The following is an 18187-nucleotide window of genomic DNA, read 5'->3' on the forward strand; positions in this document are numbered from 1 at the left end:
ACACAAAGGAGCTTTTATGCACGTAGTTATTTTCGGCCGTCCCGGCTGCCCATATTGTGTCCGCGCAGTACAACTGTCTGAACAACTGGCAGAAAAACGCGATGACTTCACCTTTAAATATGTTGATATTCACGCAGAAGGGATCAGCAAAGCCGATTTAGAAAAAACAGTAGGCAAACCTGTTGAAACCGTACCGCAGATTTTTGTCGATAAAGAACATATCGGTGGCTGCACTGACTTTGAACAGTATGTTCGTGAGCAACATCTGCTGGACTGAGATAAATTAAAAAAGGAGGCTCAAAGCCTCCTTTGTTACCTAGATCGCTAACTTAAAGTACGTACTTGGCCGAAAAAATAATTCTGTCTAACTCGCCATCAAAACCATTTTGCCGTTCGTTCACAGCATGCATAAACTCAATACCAAGCGTCAAAGGTTTTACAGGAGAATACAATAAGTTAATATTGCCTGAAAAAGCAGTTTCATTAACGTCATTACCCGTTAAAGCCACATCATTATCAGCCTTAAAACCAGAGAACGTGACGCTAGAGCGCCATTTAGCATTCCACCAGTGTCGGTAAGAAACAAAGCCCGCATAAGAGCGTATTCCCTCCAACTCTCCTTTAGCATCCAACACTGCACTATTTACATAATTCAGCGCTAGATATCGCCCTAACCCATCGCCATAGGTTGCTGTAAATTTAATATCATCTTTTCCTACAGGAACCACTCCCGAAAAACTTACCCCATATCCTAAGGTACTGTTGTTATCCCCGTTTTGATCCAATTTTAGCTGCCGGGCTATCGCTGCCAAGGCAAATTTTCCACCTGCCATCGATTTAAAGTTATATCGGGCAACAGCATCAGGTACCCAACCACTACCACTGACAATACGTTTACCGCCACCGTAGGGAGTAATGGTTGTTTCTGGGTTTTCAAGCGCAAACTGCCAATTACCACTGGTATAACGAATTTGCCCTTGGCGGGCGAAAGGAGTACCGTCTGCAGCACCCACAAAATCTAAATTTTCCGGTAGCGCTGCCGGATTTTGGAATGTGGTCCAAGTTTGACCAAACAGCCAGTTATCATAACTGACATAAGCATGACGGATCCGAGGTGAATAACTGTTTGATACCCGCTCATTTCCATCACTATGGATGAAAAAATCCAACTCAATAAATGACGTTAGTTTGTGCCCATTAATATTAGAGACGGTTTTAAAATTAAAACGTGTTTCTCTGGCCTGAAAATCAACAACCTGTTTGCCATTTTTGGCATCACCGTAAATGGTGCCCGGAATATAAAATTGCCTGGAAATCTGCCCTGAATCCGGTGCGCCGTTGCTGTAATCACTGAACATCACATCAGCTTTAATATAACCGCCAAATGTCACATCAGTATCCCAATCAGCAGCATAAGCTGTTGAAGCACAAAACATTGATGTAAATAAAAACCCTAGCTTGAACTGTTTCATCCTTATCACTCCCCTGTTTTATTGAAGTAATATGACCAAACCCTACTGCTTTTATATATTAGCAATAAGTCTATAAGGTGAAACTACAGTAACAATCAGGACACAATTCACCAAGCGTAAACTGCATAAAAATATGGCTAAAACAGAATTTAAAAGCACGAAAGTGATGAAAAACGTGGTTTAATAGATGAAAATATTAAGTTTTTTGCTTTAACTGAGAAAGGTATGAGGGGAAAAATAAGAAGAGTAATAGTGGTGGGTCGTGAAGGATTCGAACCTTCGACCAATTGGTTAAAAGCCAACTGCTCTACCGACTGAGCTAACGACCCATATTGTATCTTGCAAACCCCTTCCCGAAGAAAAGAGTGGTGGGTCGTGAAGGATTCGAACCTTCGACCAATTGGTTAAAAGCCAACTGCTCTACCGACTGAGCTAACGACCCATATTGTATCTTGCAAAACTCCTTCCCGAAGAAAAGAGTGGTGGGTCGTGAAGGATTCGAACCTTCGACCAATTGGTTAAAAGCCAACTGCTCTACCGACTGAGCTAACGACCCATATTGTATCTTGCAAACCCTTTCCCGAAGAAAAGAGTGGTGGGTCGTGAAGGATTCGAACCTTCGACCAATTGGTTAAAAGCCAACTGCTCTACCGACTGAGCTAACGACCCATATTGTATCTTGCAAACCCTTTCCCGAAGAAAAGAGTGGTGGGTCGTGAAGGATTCGAACCTTCGACCAATTGGTTAAAAGCCAACTGCTCTACCGACTGAGCTAACGACCCATATTGTATCTTGCAAAACTCCTTCCCGAAGAAAAGAGTGGTGGGTCGTGAAGGATTCGAACCTTCGACCAATTGGTTAAAAGCCAACTGCTCTACCGACTGAGCTAACGACCCATATTGTATCTTGCAAACCCCTTCCCGAAGAAAAGAGTGGTGGGTCGTGAAGGATTCGAACCTTCGACCAATTGGTTAAAAGCCAACTGCTCTACCGACTGAGCTAACGACCCATATTGTATCTTGCAAACCCTTTCCCGAAGAAAAGAGTGGTGGGTCGTGAAGGATTCGAACCTTCGACCAATTGGTTAAAAGCCAACTGCTCTACCGACTGAGCTAACGACCCATATTGTATCTTGCAAAACTCCTTCCCGAAGAAAAGAGTGGTGGGTCGTGAAGGATTCGAACCTTCGACCAATTGGTTAAAAGCCAACTGCTCTACCGACTGAGCTAACGACCCATATTGTATCTTGCAAACCCCTTCCCGAAGAAAAGAGTGGTGGGTCGTGAAGGATTCGAACCTTCGACCAATTGGTTAAAAGCCAACTGCTCTACCGACTGAGCTAACGACCCATATTGTATCTTGCAAACCCTTTCCCGAAGAAAAGAGTGGTGGGTCGTGAAGGATTCGAACCTTCGACCAATTGGTTAAAAGCCAACTGCTCTACCGACTGAGCTAACGACCCATATTGTATCTTGCAAACCCTTTCCCGAAGAAAAGAGTGGTGGGTCGTGAAGGATTCGAACCTTCGACCAATTGGTTAAAAGCCAACTGCTCTACCGACTGAGCTAACGACCCATATTGTATCTTGCAAACCCTTTCCCGAAGAAAAGAGTGGTGGGTCGTGAAGGATTCGAACCTTCGACCAATTGGTTAAAAGCCAACTGCTCTACCGACTGAGCTAACGACCCACTAGTTTTGCCTCGTTGCGGCCTGTGCCGCTCCGAGGGCGCCTATAATACCGTTTTCGAATTTGCTTGCAAGCGCAAATTCCTTATTTTGTATCACTTGCCTGAAAAACAGGCTAAGCGCATATTTTTTAGTTAATCAGGCTTTTAAGCCTGTTAATTGTTGACCAGCAATCCGGGCTGCTGAGCTATTAGCGTACTCCTTGAGTACCTGCTTATAGAACTTTTTCGCGTTGAGTTGATCACCTGATTTCTCAGCAATTAACCCCAACTTCAACATGCAATCAGCTCGCTTGCTGGATTTAGGATAATTATTCACCACAACTGCAAAAGATTTCTGCGCAGCCGCATAATCTTTCTTCTTATACAGTAATTGCCCCAACCAATAATTAGCATTCGGGATCAAGGTCGAATGAGGATATTGCTCAATAAAATTCTGGAATGCTGGGATAGCTTCATCATAGAGGCGATCTTTACGCACTAAATTCAGTGCATATTCATAACTGGCTGTTTCATCCAAGGATGAATCTGCAGCTACTGCAGGTTGAGAGTTAATAACATCCGCAGACGCAGCGGGAGCAGCTGGCTTTGACGTCGACAATTGAGCAATCTCATCATACAACTGGCGCTGACGCTCTAACATCTGATTAAGCTGGTAGGTTTGTTGTTCAACCAAACCCCGAAGGTTTTGTACATCTTGCTGCAGAGTATCGACTTGATTCTGCATGGCAAAGTCCGCCTGTTGCTTCGCTTTAATCACGCGCTCCAAACGGGAAATACGATCGGCATCACTGTTGCCAGCCAGATCATCAACTGGCGCAGGGGCTGCCATTGCAGCCCCTGCGCCCATGAAAATGATGGTGGCCAATAAGGCTCGTTTCATTCTCTCTTATCCTATATAACTATCAATATACCAATACCGCACGACGGTTCTTCGCAAACCCTTCATTTGTACGTGACAAATCTAGCGGTTTTTCTTCCCCATAGCTGACAATGGTCATTTGACTTGGCATCACACCCATGCTCTGCAAATATTTTGCAACCGCTTTCGCCCGGCGCTCACCCAAAGCAATATTATATTCAGGCGTGCCACGTTCATCAGCATGTCCCTCGATCAACACCTTTACATTAGGATGTTCAATCAGATAATTACCATGGGCCTGGATCACTTCCGCAAACTGAGGCTGAACTTCACTACGGTCGAAATCAAAATAGATAATGTGCTCTTTACGCAGTTCCTGTTCTTTTAACCGCTGTTGTTCTTCCGGGGTTAAAATTTGTGCTGCACTGCCAGTTTGCACTCCCGCATTATTCACGTCTGTGCTAGACCCAGCGGTATTACCGATATTACTACTGGTATCCGTTTCAGATTGGGAAGTTGAGCTACATGCGCCCAACGCCAACAGGGGCACGGCAACAACCATAGCTTTAAACAACTTATTCAGTTCCATTTTTTATCCTTCATCTTGTCATTGCTATTAGAGAAACGGAGACCAAGCGGGTGATTTTACTTCACCCTGGCCAGCGGGTAATCTCGCCTTAAAGCGCCCATCCATCGAAACGGCGGCCAACACCTGACGATCACCATAAGTCGTACCATAGATCACCATAGTACCATTCGGTGCCACACTGGGTGACTCATCCAAACGAGTAGACGTCAGTACCTGCATAAAACGGTTTTGCAGATCCATTTTGGCAATGTTGAACTTACCATTGGTACGGTTAACAAATACCATATTTCTACCATCGGGCGTAATTGAACCACCCATATTCCACTCACCATCAAAGGTCATTCGGGTGATCTTACCTGTTCTCAAATCTACCTTATAGATTTGTGGTCGACCGCCACGTTCAGAAGTGAACAGTAGTGACTTGCCATCAGGGAACCAAGAAGGCTCTGTATCAATGGCATAATGATTAGTGATCCGCTGTAGGGCCCCGGTCGCAATATCCACCACGTAAATTTCTGGCTGACCATCTTTAGACAGGGTTACCGCTAGCTTTTTGCCATCAGGAGAAAATGACGGCGCACCATTAATCCCCGGATAACTCGTCACTTTACGACGCTGCTGGTTATAAATATCCTGAATAAAGATTTCCGCCTTTTGATTTTCAAAGCTGACATAAGCTAACTCACGACCATTTGGCGACCAAGCTGGTGACATCAATGGTTCAGGAGAGCTCAGTAGCATCTGTTCATTATGCCCATCATAATCGGCAATCATCAGCTGATACGGATTCTTCTTCGTATGGTCCACCACCACATAAGCGATACGGGTTAAAAAAGCGCCCCTGATCCCGGTCAACTTTTCATAGACAACATCACTGATCCTGTGGCCATACTGACGGAACTGCGCGGCACTAATCACGGTATCGCGACTATCCATCTGCAGGGCACTATTATCCGTTTTCCCTTGAGCGACTTGCATATGTGCTTTCACCAAGTCAACCAGCTCAAAGTGCACCAGATACTTGTCAGCACCATAGGGCTTCACAGACCCCATAACCAGGGCTTCAGCCCCAACACCAGCCCAATCTTTAGCATCAAACTGTGCCAAGGTACTAATTCCCTGCTGCGGCAGCCCCATAGGCTCAAGTGTTTTAAATGTGCCGCTACGGGTCAAATCCGACATCACAACATCAGCAATCTGAGCAGGTGCGGGACCAGTTCCCTGCCAAGCAAATGGCAATACCGCGATAGGACGCGCTGTATCGACCCCTTCTGTGATGACAATATCTAGCGCGGCCCGTGCCGGTACGCTCAGGATCAACAACAGCAGGGCAAAATATTTCCCCAAGGTTTTCATGAGACTCCCTTAATTAAACTCAGGTTGTACAGTTAAATTGATTTCTTTGAGCTTGTTATAGACATCTGGCTCAGACGATACCGGCAAACGGCCTGCTTTATTAATGGCTGCCTCTGCCGCACGACAAACTAATGGATTACCATTCAGAGTACGGGTTGCAGTCACAAAACCATCCCGAGCTAAACGAATATACACCCGGCATGACTGGCCACGCATTGACTCATTCACTACTAGGTTACGTTCAATTGTCGCCTTAATCATCGCAGTATAACGCTGCACTTCAGACACGACTTGCTGATTACGTCGAGCTGAAATTGCCGCTTGCTCAGCGGCCAGTTGCTCCTGCATCTGACGTTCCTGCTCTTTACGTGCATTTTCTTCAGCTTGACGTTTACGCTCAGCTTCTTCACGACGCTTGCGCTCTTGGGCAGCCTTTTTCGCTGCAGCTTCCTCAGCCTGACGCTTCGCCTCAGCTTGCTTAGCCGCTTCTTCAGCCGCTTGTCGTTCTGCTTCTTTCTGTTTGCGATCAGCTTCCGCTGCAGCCGCTTTTTGCTTTTCCTGTTGCTCTTTTAACTTTGCCACTTTAGCCGCATCTGTCGCCCGTTGCGCCGCAACTTCCTGCTGCTTTCGCTCAACTTCGAGCTGTTTGATCCTAGCCTGCTCTTTTTCTCGAGCCTGACGCGCTTCCTTCGCCTTACGGTCTAATTCTGCTTGACGAGCTTGTTCCTTACGCTGCTCATTCAAACGCTGCTGCTTTAATCGTTCAACTTGGGCCGTAACCTGCTTTTGATCCACCACAACCGCCTGCACCGGAGGCTGCTTGACCTGCGGCACTTTCGGCGGGGTAGAAGTAAAATCTACCCCCAAAATCAGTACCGCAATCACGCCAAGGTGTAACCCGGCGGAAATCAACGTTGGCACAGTGAGATCCTGTTTAGCCAATTATTTATCCTCCGGTGATTCAGTCATCAACCCAACAGATGGCACACCCGCTTTTTGCAATGTCACCATCAATTGGATCACCCTTTCGTAAGGAATGGCGCGATCTGCTTTAACCACCACAGGACGATCGGGTTCTAATTGCGTTATTGCAGCAACCCGAACGGCGATATCATTTAAATCCAATGGTGCGCGACTAGAGCTACTCCCCACATCCAAGTAATAGTCCCCTTGACTATCAATCGATGCGACTACGGGAGGCTTACTCTGAGCAGGCAACGGCTCGGCTTGTCCCTGGGGCAAATCAACCTTTACCCCCTGAGTGACAATCGGCGCGGTCACCATAAAGATAATCAACAGTACCAGCATGACATCGATGTAAGGCACCACATTGATTTCAGCGACCGGCCGCCGGCGCTTGCGCTGATACATTGGCATCATTGGGCAGCTTCCTTCTCACTGTATGCCTGGCGATGCAGGATGCCGGAGAATTCTTCCATAAAATTGGCATAAGCCATTTCCAATTTTTCAACACGGGTAGAAAAACGGTTATAGGCGATTACGGCAGGAATCGCGGCAAATAAGCCCATGGCCGTAGCGATCAAGGCCTCTGCAATGCCGGGGGCAACCATCGCCAACGTGGCATTCTCCACTGAGCCCAAGGCAATAAATGCGGTCATAATGCCCCATACCGTACCAAATAGACCGATATAAGGACTGGTTGAGCCAATCGTTGCCAATAGCGGTAAATTATCTTCCAATGACTCTAATTCTCGGTTTAACGCCACCCGCATTGCACGGTAACTCCCCTCGACCAGTGCCCCCGGCGTCCGGCTACTGAGCTTATTCAAGCGGGTATATTCCTTAAACCCAGCCACAAACATGGCTTCAGTGCCGCTATTTTTATCACCACGCGCAGATAACTCCTGATACAGGCGGTTTAAGTCAACGCCGGACCAAAATTTATCTTCAAAGCGTTTTAGCCGAAAATCAGCTAAACGATATAATTTACGCCGTTGGATAATCACGGCCCATGATAAAATGGACAGCCCCAATAACGTCAGCATCACCAACTTGACCAGCAAACTGGCCTGCATAAACAGTCCGATAAAAGAAATATCAGCTGACACGAATAAACTCCTGCACAATAAATAGAGGGATCGCATGGGGTTTCATGCGAGATAGCTGCACACAGGCAATGGAAATCACGCCTTCGCAGTAACATTGCCCCTCAGCATCCACCAACTGCTGGTGAAACACTAAAGAAGCCCGCTTGACTGACTGAATACGGCTTATAACGGTCAATTCCTGTTCAAATCGGGCTGCTCGACGAAATTGAATATCAGCATGACGGACCACAAATGCAATATCCTGTGCCAATAACGCTGTCTGACTTATTCCCATTGATTTAAGCCATTGGGTTCTTGCTCGCTCGAAAAAATTTAGGTAGTTAGAATGATAAACAACACCACCGGCGTCGGTATCTTCGTAATACACTGTTATAGGCCAATGAAACATTTTTGATGTATTGCAAATTCAAGTCAGTCAAATTAGCCACAACTATACCTGCCATCAGGGTTGTTGTGAATGCCACTATGCGATAAGTCATTATTAAAAGGCGCAAAAAAAGGGAGCCTTTGCCCCCTTTTTATATTCAAAACCGCTAAAACAATGCTAAAGCTTCATTGGCAGTGATAAACCGAAGTTATGCCATAAAAAGGTATAAATATCTGCAAATTCATCAATTTTCATTGCAGTCGGCTTACCGGCACCATGTCCAGCCTTAGACTCAATCCGCATAATTACAGGCGCATTCCCCTGCTGAGCCGGCTGTAATCTAGCCGCAAATTTAAAACTGTGTGCCGGCACCACTCGATCATCATGATCCGCTGTCATCACCATGGTGGCGGGGTATGCTCTTGGTTCAATATTATGATAAGGCGAATAGGCCAATAGTGTTTTGAACTGCTCAGGGTCTTCTGCACTACCGTATTCACTGGCCCAAGCCCAACCTATGGTAAATTTGTGAAAACGCAACATATCCAATACGCCAACTGCGGGCAATACAGCGGCAAACAATTCGGGTCGTTGAGTCAGCGCCGCGCCCATTAATAAACCGCCATTACTGCGGCCATAAGCGCCCAATTTTGTGGTATTGGTGTAGCCTTGATCAATCAGATACTCAGCTGCAGCATAGTAGTCATCAAATACATTCTGCTTTTTATCTAACATACCGGCCTGATGCCAAGCCTCACCGTACTCTGCCCCACCGCGTAGGTTCGGTACCGCATACACTCCGCCCATATCAAGCCATGCAATGGTTGCAGGACTGAACCTTGGCGTTAACGAAATTGAAAAACCGCCATAGGCATAGAGCAAGGTTGGGTTCTTACCATTACGCTGCATTCCTTTGCGATAAGAAATGATCATCGGAACCCGAGTACCGTCCTTACTGTAATAAAACACCTGCTCAGACACATAGTTGGTTGGATCAAATGCCGTTTGTGGCTTGGCATAAACACTGGATTTACCGCTTCTAAAATCGTAACGATAAATGGTGGTCGGTTGAATATAACTACTGAAGCTGTAATAAAAGTAATCATTACTCCGCTTGCCATAAGGGCCACCGACACTGCCTTTACCAGGCAAAATAACATCCTGACGTTTCACGCCGCCCATGCTGTAAACCGATAGTTGCCCAACAACATCATGCAGATAGCTCACCACTAAATGATCATTAATCAATGACACGGCACTGAGGGTGTCATCTGATTCAGGGATAATCACATCCCAATGTCGTTTGGCCGGTTTATTGATATCAATAGCAATCACCTGACCTTTGGGAGCTTGCCAATCTGTTTTAAAATAAAATAATGGGCCATCATTGCCGATAAACTGGAACTCAGCTTCCAGTTGGCTGATTAACTCAACCACTTTCGCATTATCATGCTGTAAAGATTGATAGAAAAAACGGTTACGAGAGTCTGTTCCTTGAGACACATTGATCAGTAGATAATCGCCTTTCTCGGAAACTGTGCTCCAAAAGCCCCAATCTTTATTTTGTGGCCGCTGGTAAATCAACTTATCCTGAGACTGATCAGTTCCCAACCTGTGGTAATAGACCTTCTGGTTAAAATTCACATCAGCCAAGACATCCCCGCCAGCTGGTGCATCATAACGGGAGTAATAAACGCCCTGATTGTCATGATCCCACTGAGCATTGGAGAACTTAATCCAATCAAGTTTATCTGACAGTAATTTGCCACTGGCAACATCCATAAAATACCAGCTTTGCCAATCAGAGCCTGACTGTGATACGCCATAGGCTAACGTTTTACCATCATTACTCACCGAAACGCCGGACAGTGCCACCGTGCCATCAGCAGAAAGGCTATTAGGATCTAGCAGTACTCGACTTTTCCCGCCTTTGGGGGTCACATAGAGAATAGACTGAGCCTGCAAACCATCGTTACGGTACACAAACTGATTACGACCATACTCAAATGGCGCGGACACTTTTTCGTAATTCCACAGTTCAGTAATGCGAGCTACGACAGCCGCTTTACCGGGAATTGTAGCCAAATACTGATGACCAAATACCTGTTGCTGTTTTACCCAATCAGCGGTTTCCGCATCGTTAACCTCTAAATGCCGGAAAGGGTCAGGTACAGGCACACCATGAATAGTTTCGACCAATGGCTCGGCTGCAGTTGCCGGGTAAACAATCTTTTTGGTATCAGCTTCATTCACCACCGGAGCACTGGTATGACAGGCGCCCAATACACTTCCTAGCACGAGTGCCATCGCACTGCGCTTCAATCCTGTGATCTTTGTCATTATTTATCCTGATTATTATTGTGATGACGACGGGGAAAATATGCTTGATTGAGCACCATTTTCAACCGATATCCCGCTACTATACAAAGAATTGTTTACAAAGCAATATTGCGACAAGCTACACAAAATGCCGATGGTAAAAGCAGTGATTTAACAAGTTATTAGCAAGCGTTCGGCGCCACATCTGCGTTTTTATGCGGTAAAAATGACTATTTCATGGGGTGATAATTGAAAAACTGATTTGCGTGATCAGTATCACTGAGTTTCGGATGAATTTAACTAATGAATCAATGTAATTTTTCTCGTTTGTTCCCCATCCCTCACCGGCTCTAAAATGAGCGCGTTTTCAGGAAGTGTCTGCCAGGTGCAGATATTGAAAACCAAGAACTTAATAGCTGATGTGAACCCATCACGTCAGTTTATCCCTGGTTCTTATGCTTGACTTCCTTCCTTCAATTTGTTGATTGCAATGCTTTATTTGCGGCCCGCTTTCCCTAAAAGTGGGCTTTTTTTTACCTATTGACTGATCCGTACCACTACACGACGATTCAATGCTCGAGACTGAGCCGTATCATTTGGACCAATCAGCCTATTCTCACCATGTCCAGAAGTTAAAATCCGCTCCTGATTAATGCCCTGCGCGACAAAAAAATCTTTGACGGCACTGGTACGACGCAATGACACTTGTTTATTTGCACTGCGACTACCGTAACTGTCGGTATAACCATCCAGCAAAATCAATTCAATCTGTGGTGCGTAGCGAAGGTACTCTTGCACCCGAGCCAACTGCTGTTTGGAAAAATCTGTCAACTCAGTGCCACCGGCCTTAAAGTTCAACACAGTAAAAGCTATATCGTCAAAACTGTAGGGCAACAGATTGGCCAGGCAGGTTTTAAATTGCCGATACTGACTCGCAAAATTAGCAGCCGATAATCCCACCGCGACCTGACGACTCGCGTCATACCAGTCCTGATAATAAAAGGTAGGTTCTCTTCCCCGCCCTAATTCATTTAACATGATCCATGCTGAACGCTTAGGCAGCTCAGCATGGAAATACTCCTGATATTGCAGCCGGGCAATTTCACGTCCGCCATAACCAGGCTGCCACAAAGGCGCCTGGCTGATTAATACCGCATCTGTCACAGCATCCGGTTTCAGCCACATATCCAGAGTAAAACGCATATTAAGCCGCTTACCGGCATAACTGGCAAACACGGCTCGACCATAGGCCGGAATATCATGGGCAAGCTGACAAGCAATTTTCGGCTGCTGGGTTAATTGCCAACGTGATTGTGACGCCGATGCCACATAATGATCTTGTACGGCATGGGTGATACCGGACCACGGACAGAGCAGTACACTGGCAAACAGTATTTTTCTCCACATCATTGACCGGCTCCGCATAATTCCTACAGCTAGGCTATCGGCGTTTTTTTTCGATTCTTTAGCCGGAAATTCCAGCAAAGCGGCATGACAGCACAGGGGCTTTTTAGCATAATAACCGCTTGTTTATCCTGCCTGAGTATTTTATGAGCGATATTTGCGACGCGAACAAATTGAAACACCGTTTTCGCGGTTATTTCCCTGTGGTGATTGATGTGGAAACGGCAGGTTTCAATGCCCAGACCGATGCGTTGCTGGAAATTGCTGTGACCATGCTGAAAATGAATCAGGAAGGTGAACTGGAGATCGATCAAACGCTGCATTACCACATTGAGCCGTTTGAAGGTGCCAACCTTGAGCCGGAAGCACTGGCATTCAATGGTATTGATCCCACCAATCCACTGCGTGGCGCGGTTAATGAAAAAGATGCGTTTCTGGAAATCTTTAAAAAAGTGAAAAAAGCCCAGAAAGCCGCAGACTGCCATCGCTGTATTATTGTTGCTCACAATGCGGCATTCGATCACGGTTTTGTCAGTAAAGCCATTGAGCGCAACGATTTAAAACGCTCCCCGTTCCACCCATTTGCCACCTTTGATACCGCCACATTGGCGGGACTCGCCATAGGTCATACCGTACTGGCTAAAGCTTGCATGATGGCTGGCATTCCGTTTGATAACAAACAAGCTCACTCGGCGATTTATGATACCGAACGTACTGCTGAGCTATTTTGCTATATCGTCAACCGTTGGAAAGCATTGGGCGGTTGGCCTATTCCAGCGCTAGAAGCAAAACCGCAGGATGATGCGGCAAGCGAAGCTCCTTCCCTTGAGTCATAATCGCGGCTAGCAGTGGGTACATAAATCATCTTGCCTGCGCTTTTGCATTACTTGACACAATATTAAAAAAGCTGCCTTAGGCAGCTTTTTTCTTCGCTAGTGCGCAACCTTTACGGTTTACAGCTCATCGGCATTTTCTGACAGATACGAAGCAACCCCATCAGGATTGGCTGACATGCCTTTTTTACCTTTTTCCCAACCAGCCGGACAGACATCACCATGCTCTTCATGGAATTGCAAGGCATCAATCATGCGCAGCATTTCGTCGACATTCCGCCCCAGAGGCAAATCATTCACCACCTGGTGACGTACCATCCCCTCTTTATCAATCAGGAATGAGCCGCGGAAAGCAACACCCGCTTCTGGATGCTCAACATCATAAGCTTTACAGATGTCATGCTTAACATCAGCAACCAAGGTGTATTGCACCTGACCAATCCCGCCCTTGTCTACCGGTGTATTACGCCAAGCGTTATGGGTAAACTGGGAATCAATGGAAACACCGATAACTTCCACACCGCGTTTTTTAAATTCTTCCATGCGGTGATCAAAGGCAATCAGCTCGGACGGACAGACAAAGGTAAAATCCAAAGGATAGAAAAAGACTACCGCAGGTTTTCCTTTCACCGCAGCGGTAAGATTAAAGTTTTCAACAATCTCACCATTACCCAGCACAGCTGCAGCAGTAAAGTCCGGCGCCGGACGGCCAACTAATACGCTCATGTTATACCTCCATCTATGGAATTGAGCTTAGGGATATTTCCTTTTAAAACATTACGCATTATAAGAAGTCACTGCATTCTGACAACCTATTTAAGATACTGGATACAAATTTAATTTTTCAGCAATATAAGGCACTGTAAAAGGCCAAATATCCGCCAATGACAGTAGGAAATAACATTTTTTTTAACGTTTAAAGCCCATATGGCTGGACATTGAAAGCAAACACTGTCAAAACTATCCGCTTTGCCATTACTAATTAAAAGAAACACGATATGAATGCAGTCGTCATCGCCGTTTGCCTGATGCTGGCCCTGAGTATAATGCGGGTCAATGTTGTCATCGCCCTGACTATCAGTTCTCTGGTAGCAGGCCTAATGGGCGGATTGGATCTGCATCATACTATTGGTGCATTCAATACTGGTTTAGGCGGTGGAGCTAAAATCGCGCTAAGTTATGCGCTACTGGGTGCCTTTGCTGTCGCCCTTAGCCACTCAGGTCTGACAACCTTGTTGTCACGTAGTATTATCCGCTTATTAGGAAAAGATCCCAATAATGCCAATGTTAAACTGGTTCGCTGGGGCATGTTACTGGCACTATTGGCCATGGCCATCGCCTCTCAAAACCTGATCCCAATCCACATTGCTTTTATTCCCATCATGGTACCGCCACTACTGCACGTGATGTCTAAACTGAAATTAGACCGCCGCTTAGTCGCCTGTGTCCTAACGTTTGGTTTAGTGACCACCTATATGATCCTCCCTATTGGCTTTGGGGGCATTTTCCTAAATGATATTTTGCTGGCCAATTTGAAAAATAATGGTTTAGCGGCCACTTCAGCCATGGTTCCTCAAGCCATGATGCTACCGGCTCTGGGAATGGTATTAGGACTACTGACAGCCGTATTTATCAGCTACCGTAAACCCCGCGAATATGTTGAGCAAAAAATTCTTGCCGCAGAGCCAGAAGAAGCCCTGAATAAGCGCAATATCATCATTGCCTGTCTGGCTATCGCTGCCACATTAACGGTACAGCTCTATACCGATTCCATGATTTTTGGCGCACTTATTGGTTTTATGGTGTTTAACTTCTCTGGCGCACTAAAGCATGTCGCAGACCAAGATATCTTTAACCAAGGCGTACGGATGATGGCCAATATCGGCTTTATTATGATCGCAGCGGCAGGTTTTGCCGCCGTCATTAAAGCCACCGGCGAAGTGGGCACTTTAGTTAATTCAATTGAGCATATGATTGGCGATAACCGGGCATTGGCGGCCTTTTTAATGTTAACCGTTGGCCTGCTGATTACGCTGGGGATTGGCTCTTCTTTCTCTACTATTCCAATTATTGCCACTATCTATGTGCCTTTGGCGCTCAGTTTCGGTTTTTCAGTACCTGCCACAATAGCGTTAGTCGGTACAGCTGCCGCTCTTGGTGATGCTGGCTCGCCCGCATCCGACTCAACCCTAGGCCCTACCGCTGGCCTTAATGCCGATGGTCAACATGATCATATGCGCGATAGCGTGATCCCAACTTTTATTCACTACAATATCCCACTACTGATTTTTGGTTGGATTGCCGCCATGGTGCTCTAAGCACAGATAGGTAATCATTGAAATCAATCGCGTAATCGCGCGATTACGCTATAAAACATAAGCCGTAAAAAACGCCCATTCAGGGCGTTTTTTACGGCTGCACGTTATTATTTAAATCTAATAAAGCTGATCGGTAACACGATACTGGTATCAACAAAAAAGGAGCCATTAGGCTCCTTTTACGATTAAACACTCAGGTGTTTATTTGGTACCAAAAATCTTATCTCCGGCATCACCCAAACCTGGCAGAATATAGCCATGTTCGTTCAGACAGCGGTCGATAGCAGCTGTATACAGCTCAACATCTGGATGCGCCTTTTCCAGAGCAGCAATGCCTTCAGGAGCAGCAACCAATACCAGCGCCTTAATAGAGGTACAGCCACGCTTTTTCAGCAAATCGATAGTCGCAATCATTGAACCACCGGTTGCCAGCATAGGGTCAACAACCAGAGCGATACGCTCATCTACATTACTGGCCAGCTTTTCGAAATAAGGCACTGGCTCAAGTGTTTCTTCATCACGGTACATACCAACAACAGAGATACGTGCGCTTGGCATATGTTCCAATACGCCGTCCATCATCCCAAGGCCTGCACGCAAAATGGGTACTACTGTAACTTTTTTGCCTTTGATTTGATCAATTTCTACCGGGCCGTTCCAGCCTTCAATGGTGACAGTCTCAGTTTCAAAGTCCGCAGTGGCTTCATAAGTTAACAGGCTACCCACTTCGGCGGCCAATTCACGAAAACGTTTGGTGCTGATATCTCCTTCGCGCATTAAACCAATCTTATGACGAACCAGAGGGTGCTTAACCTCAACGACTTTCATTGCTGTCTCCTGTTTTTGCGTGTGTAAAAAGCAAATTTTTTCGATTCTAGTGTATTTGTTCTTACATTAAAACATAAAGTTTTATTAATGAATCAAATCGTGATACAAGTCGCTACCAATAACGAGATATAAAGCGAAAAACCCATCCCAATATTCGCTATAAATTCATCGCTATCGCTTGCTAGCACAGGGATTGCAGTTTCGATATATCATCACGTAACAGAGAAAAATAAAGCGTGGCTCTGGCGCGAATAACTCGCCATATCAACGCTTTTTTATCGCCATCAGGTGGAAAAACTTGCCTTTCGGGGTTTTGGTCAAACTGATAGAATGAGCGGCATAAAAAATCCAATAACGATGTACCCGAGAGGACCTCTGTGAGCACGCCAACCCCACTGAGCTACAAAGACGCCGGTGTCGATATTGACGCAGGCAATCAATTGGTCAACAACATCAAATCTGCAGTTAAACGTACGCATCGACCGGAAGTCATGGGCAATCTAGGCGGCTTTGGCGCCTTATGTGAGTTGCCAACGAAATATCAGCATCCTGTGCTGGTTTCTGGTACTGACGGTGTCGGCACCAAACTGCGCCTGGCGATAGATCATCACAAACATGACACGGTCGGCATCGATCTGGTGGCCATGTGCGTGAACGATCTATTAGTTCAGGGCGCAGAGCCTCTGTTTTTCCTCGATTATTTTGCAACAGGTAAATTAGATGTCACTACGGCGACCTCAGTCGTAGAGGGAATTGCTGAAGGCTGCCATCAAGCAGGTTGTGCGTTAATCGGCGGTGAAACAGCTGAAATGCCTGGCATGTATGAAGGCGAAGATTATGATTTGGCTGGTTTCTGTGTCGGCGTAGTGGAAAAGGCCGATATCATTGATGGTAGTAAGGTCAGTGCCGGAGATGCTCTGATTGCGCTAAGTTCCAGTGGTCCGCACTCTAATGGCTACTCACTGATCCGCAAAGTGCTTGAAGTGAGTCAAGCCGATCCCCAGCAGTTATTGGCCGAGCGGCCATTGATTGATCATCTGCTGGAACCGACCAAAATTTATGTTAAATCATTGCTGAAACTGGTTGAACAAATGGATATCCATGCTATGGCGCACATCACTGGCGGCGGATTCTGGGAAAATATCCCCCGAGTGCTCCCGCAAGACTGTAAAGCCATTATTGATGGACAATCCTGGCAATGGCCACCGGTTTTTGACTGGCTGATGCAACACGGTAATATTCCAGAATACGAAATGTATCGCACGTTTAACTGCGGTGTAGGAATGTTAGTCGCCCTACCTCAAGACAGTGTTGAATCTGCACTGACTCTGTTGCGAGATCAAGGGGAATCAGCCTGGCTTATCGGTCATATTGCCTCCCGCTCAGACAATGAAGAGCAAGTGGAGATCCGCTAATGGAATCATGCTGTCGCATTCTGGTGCTTATTTCCGGCAATGGCAGTAATCTGCAAGCCATTATTGATGGCTGCGATGAGAACTTACATGCCGAAGTTGTCGGGGTAATCAGTGATAATCCCGAAGCCTATGGCTTAACCCGGGCCCACCGCCATGAGATAGATACCAGCTGTGTGATTGCCCATCAGGGTGAAAACAGAGCTGATTATGATAATCGCCTTAACGCAGCAATTGAGCGCTACCAACCTGATCTGATTGTGTTGGCTGGCTTTATGCGCATTTTGGGTGAAGAACTCGTCACCAAATATCAAGGCCGGATGCTGAATATCCACCCTTCACTCTTGCCCTGTTATCCTGGGCTGAACACCCATGAACGGGTATTGGCAGCCAAAGACACTGAACATGGAGCGAGTGTCCATTTTGTTATTCCAGCATTGGATGCCGGCCCGGTAATCCTGCAGGCTAAAGTCCCGGTTTATGAAGGCGATACAGTCGAAATACTGGCTGAGCGCGTACATGAACAGGAACATGCTATCTATCCGCTAGTGGTGAAATGGTTCAGTCAGGGACGGCTTAAAATGCACGATGGCAAAGCATGGCTCGATAATGAGGTTATTGGTGTTAGCGGCTATGCTCCTGACTGAATAACGGTCAAGCGCTGACAGCACAG

General features: G+C 46.2%; 17 protein-coding genes and 13 tRNA genes. 5 read left to right on the forward strand and 25 right to left on the reverse strand.

Annotated features, from left to right (window positions below):
* Window positions 1-16 precede the first annotated feature (16 nt).
* Window positions 17-277, forward strand: coding sequence for a GrxA family glutaredoxin (locus tag NFHSH190041_RS12430; RefSeq protein WP_261922136.1), 261 nt, complete (start codon window positions 17-19; stop codon window positions 275-277).
* 52 nt (window positions 278-329) lie between these two features.
* Here the strand turns inward: NFHSH190041_RS12430 and NFHSH190041_RS12435 are convergent, their stop codons facing one another.
* From NFHSH190041_RS12435 to NFHSH190041_RS12545, 23 genes are all read right to left on the reverse strand, one after another.
* Entirely contained in the window at window positions 330-1472 is a 1143-nt protein-coding gene (locus tag NFHSH190041_RS12435) for a DcaP family trimeric outer membrane transporter (protein ID WP_261922137.1), read from the reverse strand.
* 253 nt (window positions 1473-1725) lie between these two features.
* Window positions 1726-1801: transfer RNA gene (locus NFHSH190041_RS12440), tRNA-Lys, on the reverse strand.
* A 37-nt stretch (window positions 1802-1838) separates the two neighbouring features.
* Window positions 1839-1914: transfer RNA gene (locus tag NFHSH190041_RS12445), tRNA-Lys, on the reverse strand.
* Between the two features lie 38 nt (window positions 1915-1952).
* Window positions 1953-2028, reverse strand: a tRNA-Lys gene (locus NFHSH190041_RS12450).
* Window positions 2029-2065: 37 nt separating this feature from the next.
* A tRNA-Lys gene (locus NFHSH190041_RS12455) sits at window positions 2066-2141 on the reverse strand.
* 37 nt (window positions 2142-2178) lie between these two features.
* Window positions 2179-2254: transfer RNA gene (locus NFHSH190041_RS12460), tRNA-Lys, on the reverse strand.
* Between the two features lie 38 nt (window positions 2255-2292).
* Window positions 2293-2368: transfer RNA gene (locus NFHSH190041_RS12465), tRNA-Lys, on the reverse strand.
* Window positions 2369-2405: 37 nt separating this feature from the next.
* Window positions 2406-2481: transfer RNA gene (locus NFHSH190041_RS12470), tRNA-Lys, on the reverse strand.
* Window positions 2482-2518: 37 nt separating this feature from the next.
* Window positions 2519-2594 (reverse strand) — tRNA-Lys (locus NFHSH190041_RS12475).
* 38 nt (window positions 2595-2632) lie between these two features.
* A tRNA-Lys gene (locus NFHSH190041_RS12480) sits at window positions 2633-2708 on the reverse strand.
* A 37-nt stretch (window positions 2709-2745) separates the two neighbouring features.
* Window positions 2746-2821: transfer RNA gene (locus tag NFHSH190041_RS12485), tRNA-Lys, on the reverse strand.
* A 37-nt stretch (window positions 2822-2858) separates the two neighbouring features.
* Window positions 2859-2934, reverse strand: a tRNA-Lys gene (locus NFHSH190041_RS12490).
* A gap of 37 nt (window positions 2935-2971) precedes the next feature.
* Window positions 2972-3047 (reverse strand) — tRNA-Lys (locus NFHSH190041_RS12495).
* Between the two features lie 37 nt (window positions 3048-3084).
* A tRNA-Lys gene (locus NFHSH190041_RS12500) sits at window positions 3085-3160 on the reverse strand.
* A gap of 136 nt (window positions 3161-3296) precedes the next feature.
* Entirely contained in the window at window positions 3297-4040 is a 744-nt protein-coding gene (gene ybgF / locus NFHSH190041_RS12505) for a tol-pal system protein YbgF (protein WP_261922138.1), read from the reverse strand.
* 22 nt (window positions 4041-4062) lie between these two features.
* A complete protein-coding gene (gene pal / locus NFHSH190041_RS12510) occupies window positions 4063-4608 on the reverse strand; it encodes a peptidoglycan-associated lipoprotein Pal (protein ID WP_261922139.1) in 546 nt (181 codons plus the stop codon).
* Window positions 4609-4635: 27 nt separating this feature from the next.
* Entirely contained in the window at window positions 4636-5964 is a 1329-nt protein-coding gene (tolB, locus tag NFHSH190041_RS12515; protein WP_261922140.1) for a Tol-Pal system beta propeller repeat protein TolB, read from the reverse strand.
* 9 nt (window positions 5965-5973) lie between these two features.
* Window positions 5974-6906, reverse strand: coding sequence for a cell envelope integrity protein TolA (gene tolA, locus NFHSH190041_RS12520; protein WP_261922141.1), 933 nt, complete (start codon window positions 6904-6906; stop codon window positions 5974-5976).
* Window positions 6907-7344, reverse strand: a complete 438-nt coding sequence (gene tolR, locus NFHSH190041_RS12525) for a protein TolR (protein ID WP_261922142.1) — start codon at window positions 7342-7344, stop codon at window positions 6907-6909.
* Window positions 7341-8033, reverse strand: coding sequence for a protein TolQ (gene tolQ / locus NFHSH190041_RS12530; protein ID WP_261922143.1), 693 nt, complete (start codon window positions 8031-8033; stop codon window positions 7341-7343). The genes tolR and tolQ overlap by 4 nt, the downstream gene beginning before the upstream one ends.
* Complete coding sequence (ybgC, locus tag NFHSH190041_RS12535; RefSeq protein WP_261922144.1) at window positions 8023-8421, reverse strand: tol-pal system-associated acyl-CoA thioesterase; 399 nt, start codon at window positions 8419-8421, stop codon at window positions 8023-8025. The genes tolQ and ybgC overlap by 11 nt, the downstream gene beginning before the upstream one ends.
* A gap of 156 nt (window positions 8422-8577) precedes the next feature.
* Window positions 8578-10740: a prolyl oligopeptidase family serine peptidase gene (locus NFHSH190041_RS12540; protein WP_261922145.1), complete on the reverse strand. Its 2163-nt coding sequence runs from the start codon at window positions 10738-10740 to the stop codon at window positions 8578-8580.
* A gap of 516 nt (window positions 10741-11256) precedes the next feature.
* A complete protein-coding gene (locus tag NFHSH190041_RS12545; protein ID WP_261925117.1) occupies window positions 11257-12126 on the reverse strand; it encodes a flagellar protein MotY in 870 nt (289 codons plus the stop codon).
* Window positions 12127-12269: 143 nt separating this feature from the next.
* Here NFHSH190041_RS12545 and rnt point away from each other — a divergent pair, with 143 nt between their 5' ends.
* A complete protein-coding gene (gene rnt / locus NFHSH190041_RS12550; protein WP_261922146.1) occupies window positions 12270-12959 on the forward strand; it encodes a ribonuclease T in 690 nt (229 codons plus the stop codon).
* 117 nt (window positions 12960-13076) lie between these two features.
* Here rnt and NFHSH190041_RS12555 read toward each other — a convergent pair whose 3' ends face one another.
* Window positions 13077-13682, reverse strand: a complete 606-nt coding sequence (locus tag NFHSH190041_RS12555; RefSeq protein WP_261922147.1) for a peroxiredoxin — start codon at window positions 13680-13682, stop codon at window positions 13077-13079.
* 272 nt (window positions 13683-13954) lie between these two features.
* Here NFHSH190041_RS12555 and NFHSH190041_RS12560 point away from each other — a divergent pair, with 272 nt between their 5' ends.
* Window positions 13955-15274, forward strand: a complete 1320-nt coding sequence (locus tag NFHSH190041_RS12560) for a Na+/H+ antiporter family protein (RefSeq protein WP_261922148.1) — start codon at window positions 13955-13957, stop codon at window positions 15272-15274.
* A gap of 201 nt (window positions 15275-15475) precedes the next feature.
* Here NFHSH190041_RS12560 and upp read toward each other — a convergent pair whose 3' ends face one another.
* Window positions 15476-16102, reverse strand: coding sequence for a uracil phosphoribosyltransferase (gene upp / locus NFHSH190041_RS12565; RefSeq protein WP_261922149.1), 627 nt, complete (start codon window positions 16100-16102; stop codon window positions 15476-15478).
* A gap of 377 nt (window positions 16103-16479) precedes the next feature.
* Between upp and purM the strand changes: the two genes are divergently transcribed.
* Both purM and purN read left to right on the forward strand, forming a co-directional pair.
* A complete protein-coding gene (purM, locus tag NFHSH190041_RS12570) occupies window positions 16480-17517 on the forward strand; it encodes a phosphoribosylformylglycinamidine cyclo-ligase (RefSeq protein ID WP_261922150.1) in 1038 nt (345 codons plus the stop codon).
* Window positions 17517-18161, forward strand: a complete 645-nt coding sequence (purN, locus tag NFHSH190041_RS12575; RefSeq protein WP_261922151.1) for a phosphoribosylglycinamide formyltransferase — start codon at window positions 17517-17519, stop codon at window positions 18159-18161. The genes purM and purN overlap by 1 nt, the downstream gene beginning before the upstream one ends.
* Window positions 18162-18187: the final 26 nt, after the last annotated feature.

Origin of the sequence: Shewanella sp. NFH-SH190041, assembly GCF_024363255.1 — a bacterium.
Taxonomy (GTDB): Bacteria; Pseudomonadota; Gammaproteobacteria; order Enterobacterales; family Shewanellaceae; genus Shewanella.

Coding starts and splice junctions, on each gene's coding strand:
- NFHSH190041_RS12430 (WP_261922136.1), top strand. CDS start 17: ATGCACGTAGTTATTTTCGGCCGTCCCGGCTGCCCATATTGTGTCCGC.
- NFHSH190041_RS12435 (WP_261922137.1), bottom strand. CDS start 1,472: ATGAAACAGTTCAAGCTAGGGTTTTTATTTACATCAATGTTTTGTGCT.
- ybgF (WP_261922138.1), bottom strand. CDS start 4,040: ATGAAACGAGCCTTATTGGCCACCATCATTTTCATGGGCGCAGGGGCT.
- pal (WP_261922139.1), bottom strand. CDS start 4,608: ATGGAACTGAATAAGTTGTTTAAAGCTATGGTTGTTGCCGTGCCCCTG.
- tolB (WP_261922140.1), bottom strand. CDS start 5,964: ATGAAAACCTTGGGGAAATATTTTGCCCTGCTGTTGTTGATCCTGAGC.
- tolR (WP_261922142.1), bottom strand. CDS start 7,344: ATGATGCCAATGTATCAGCGCAAGCGCCGGCGGCCGGTCGCTGAAATC.
- ybgC (WP_261922144.1), bottom strand. CDS start 8,421: ATGTTTCATTGGCCTATAACAGTGTATTACGAAGATACCGACGCCGGT.
- NFHSH190041_RS12540 (WP_261922145.1), bottom strand. CDS start 10,740: ATGACAAAGATCACAGGATTGAAGCGCAGTGCGATGGCACTCGTGCTA.
- NFHSH190041_RS12545 (WP_261925117.1), bottom strand. CDS start 12,126: ATGTGGAGAAAAATACTGTTTGCCAGTGTACTGCTCTGTCCGTGGTCC.
- rnt (WP_261922146.1), top strand. CDS start 12,270: ATGAGCGATATTTGCGACGCGAACAAATTGAAACACCGTTTTCGCGGT.
- NFHSH190041_RS12555 (WP_261922147.1), bottom strand. CDS start 13,682: ATGAGCGTATTAGTTGGCCGTCCGGCGCCGGACTTTACTGCTGCAGCT.
- NFHSH190041_RS12560 (WP_261922148.1), top strand. CDS start 13,955: ATGAATGCAGTCGTCATCGCCGTTTGCCTGATGCTGGCCCTGAGTATA.
- upp (WP_261922149.1), bottom strand. CDS start 16,102: ATGAAAGTCGTTGAGGTTAAGCACCCTCTGGTTCGTCATAAGATTGGT.
- purN (WP_261922151.1), top strand. CDS start 17,517: ATGGAATCATGCTGTCGCATTCTGGTGCTTATTTCCGGCAATGGCAGT.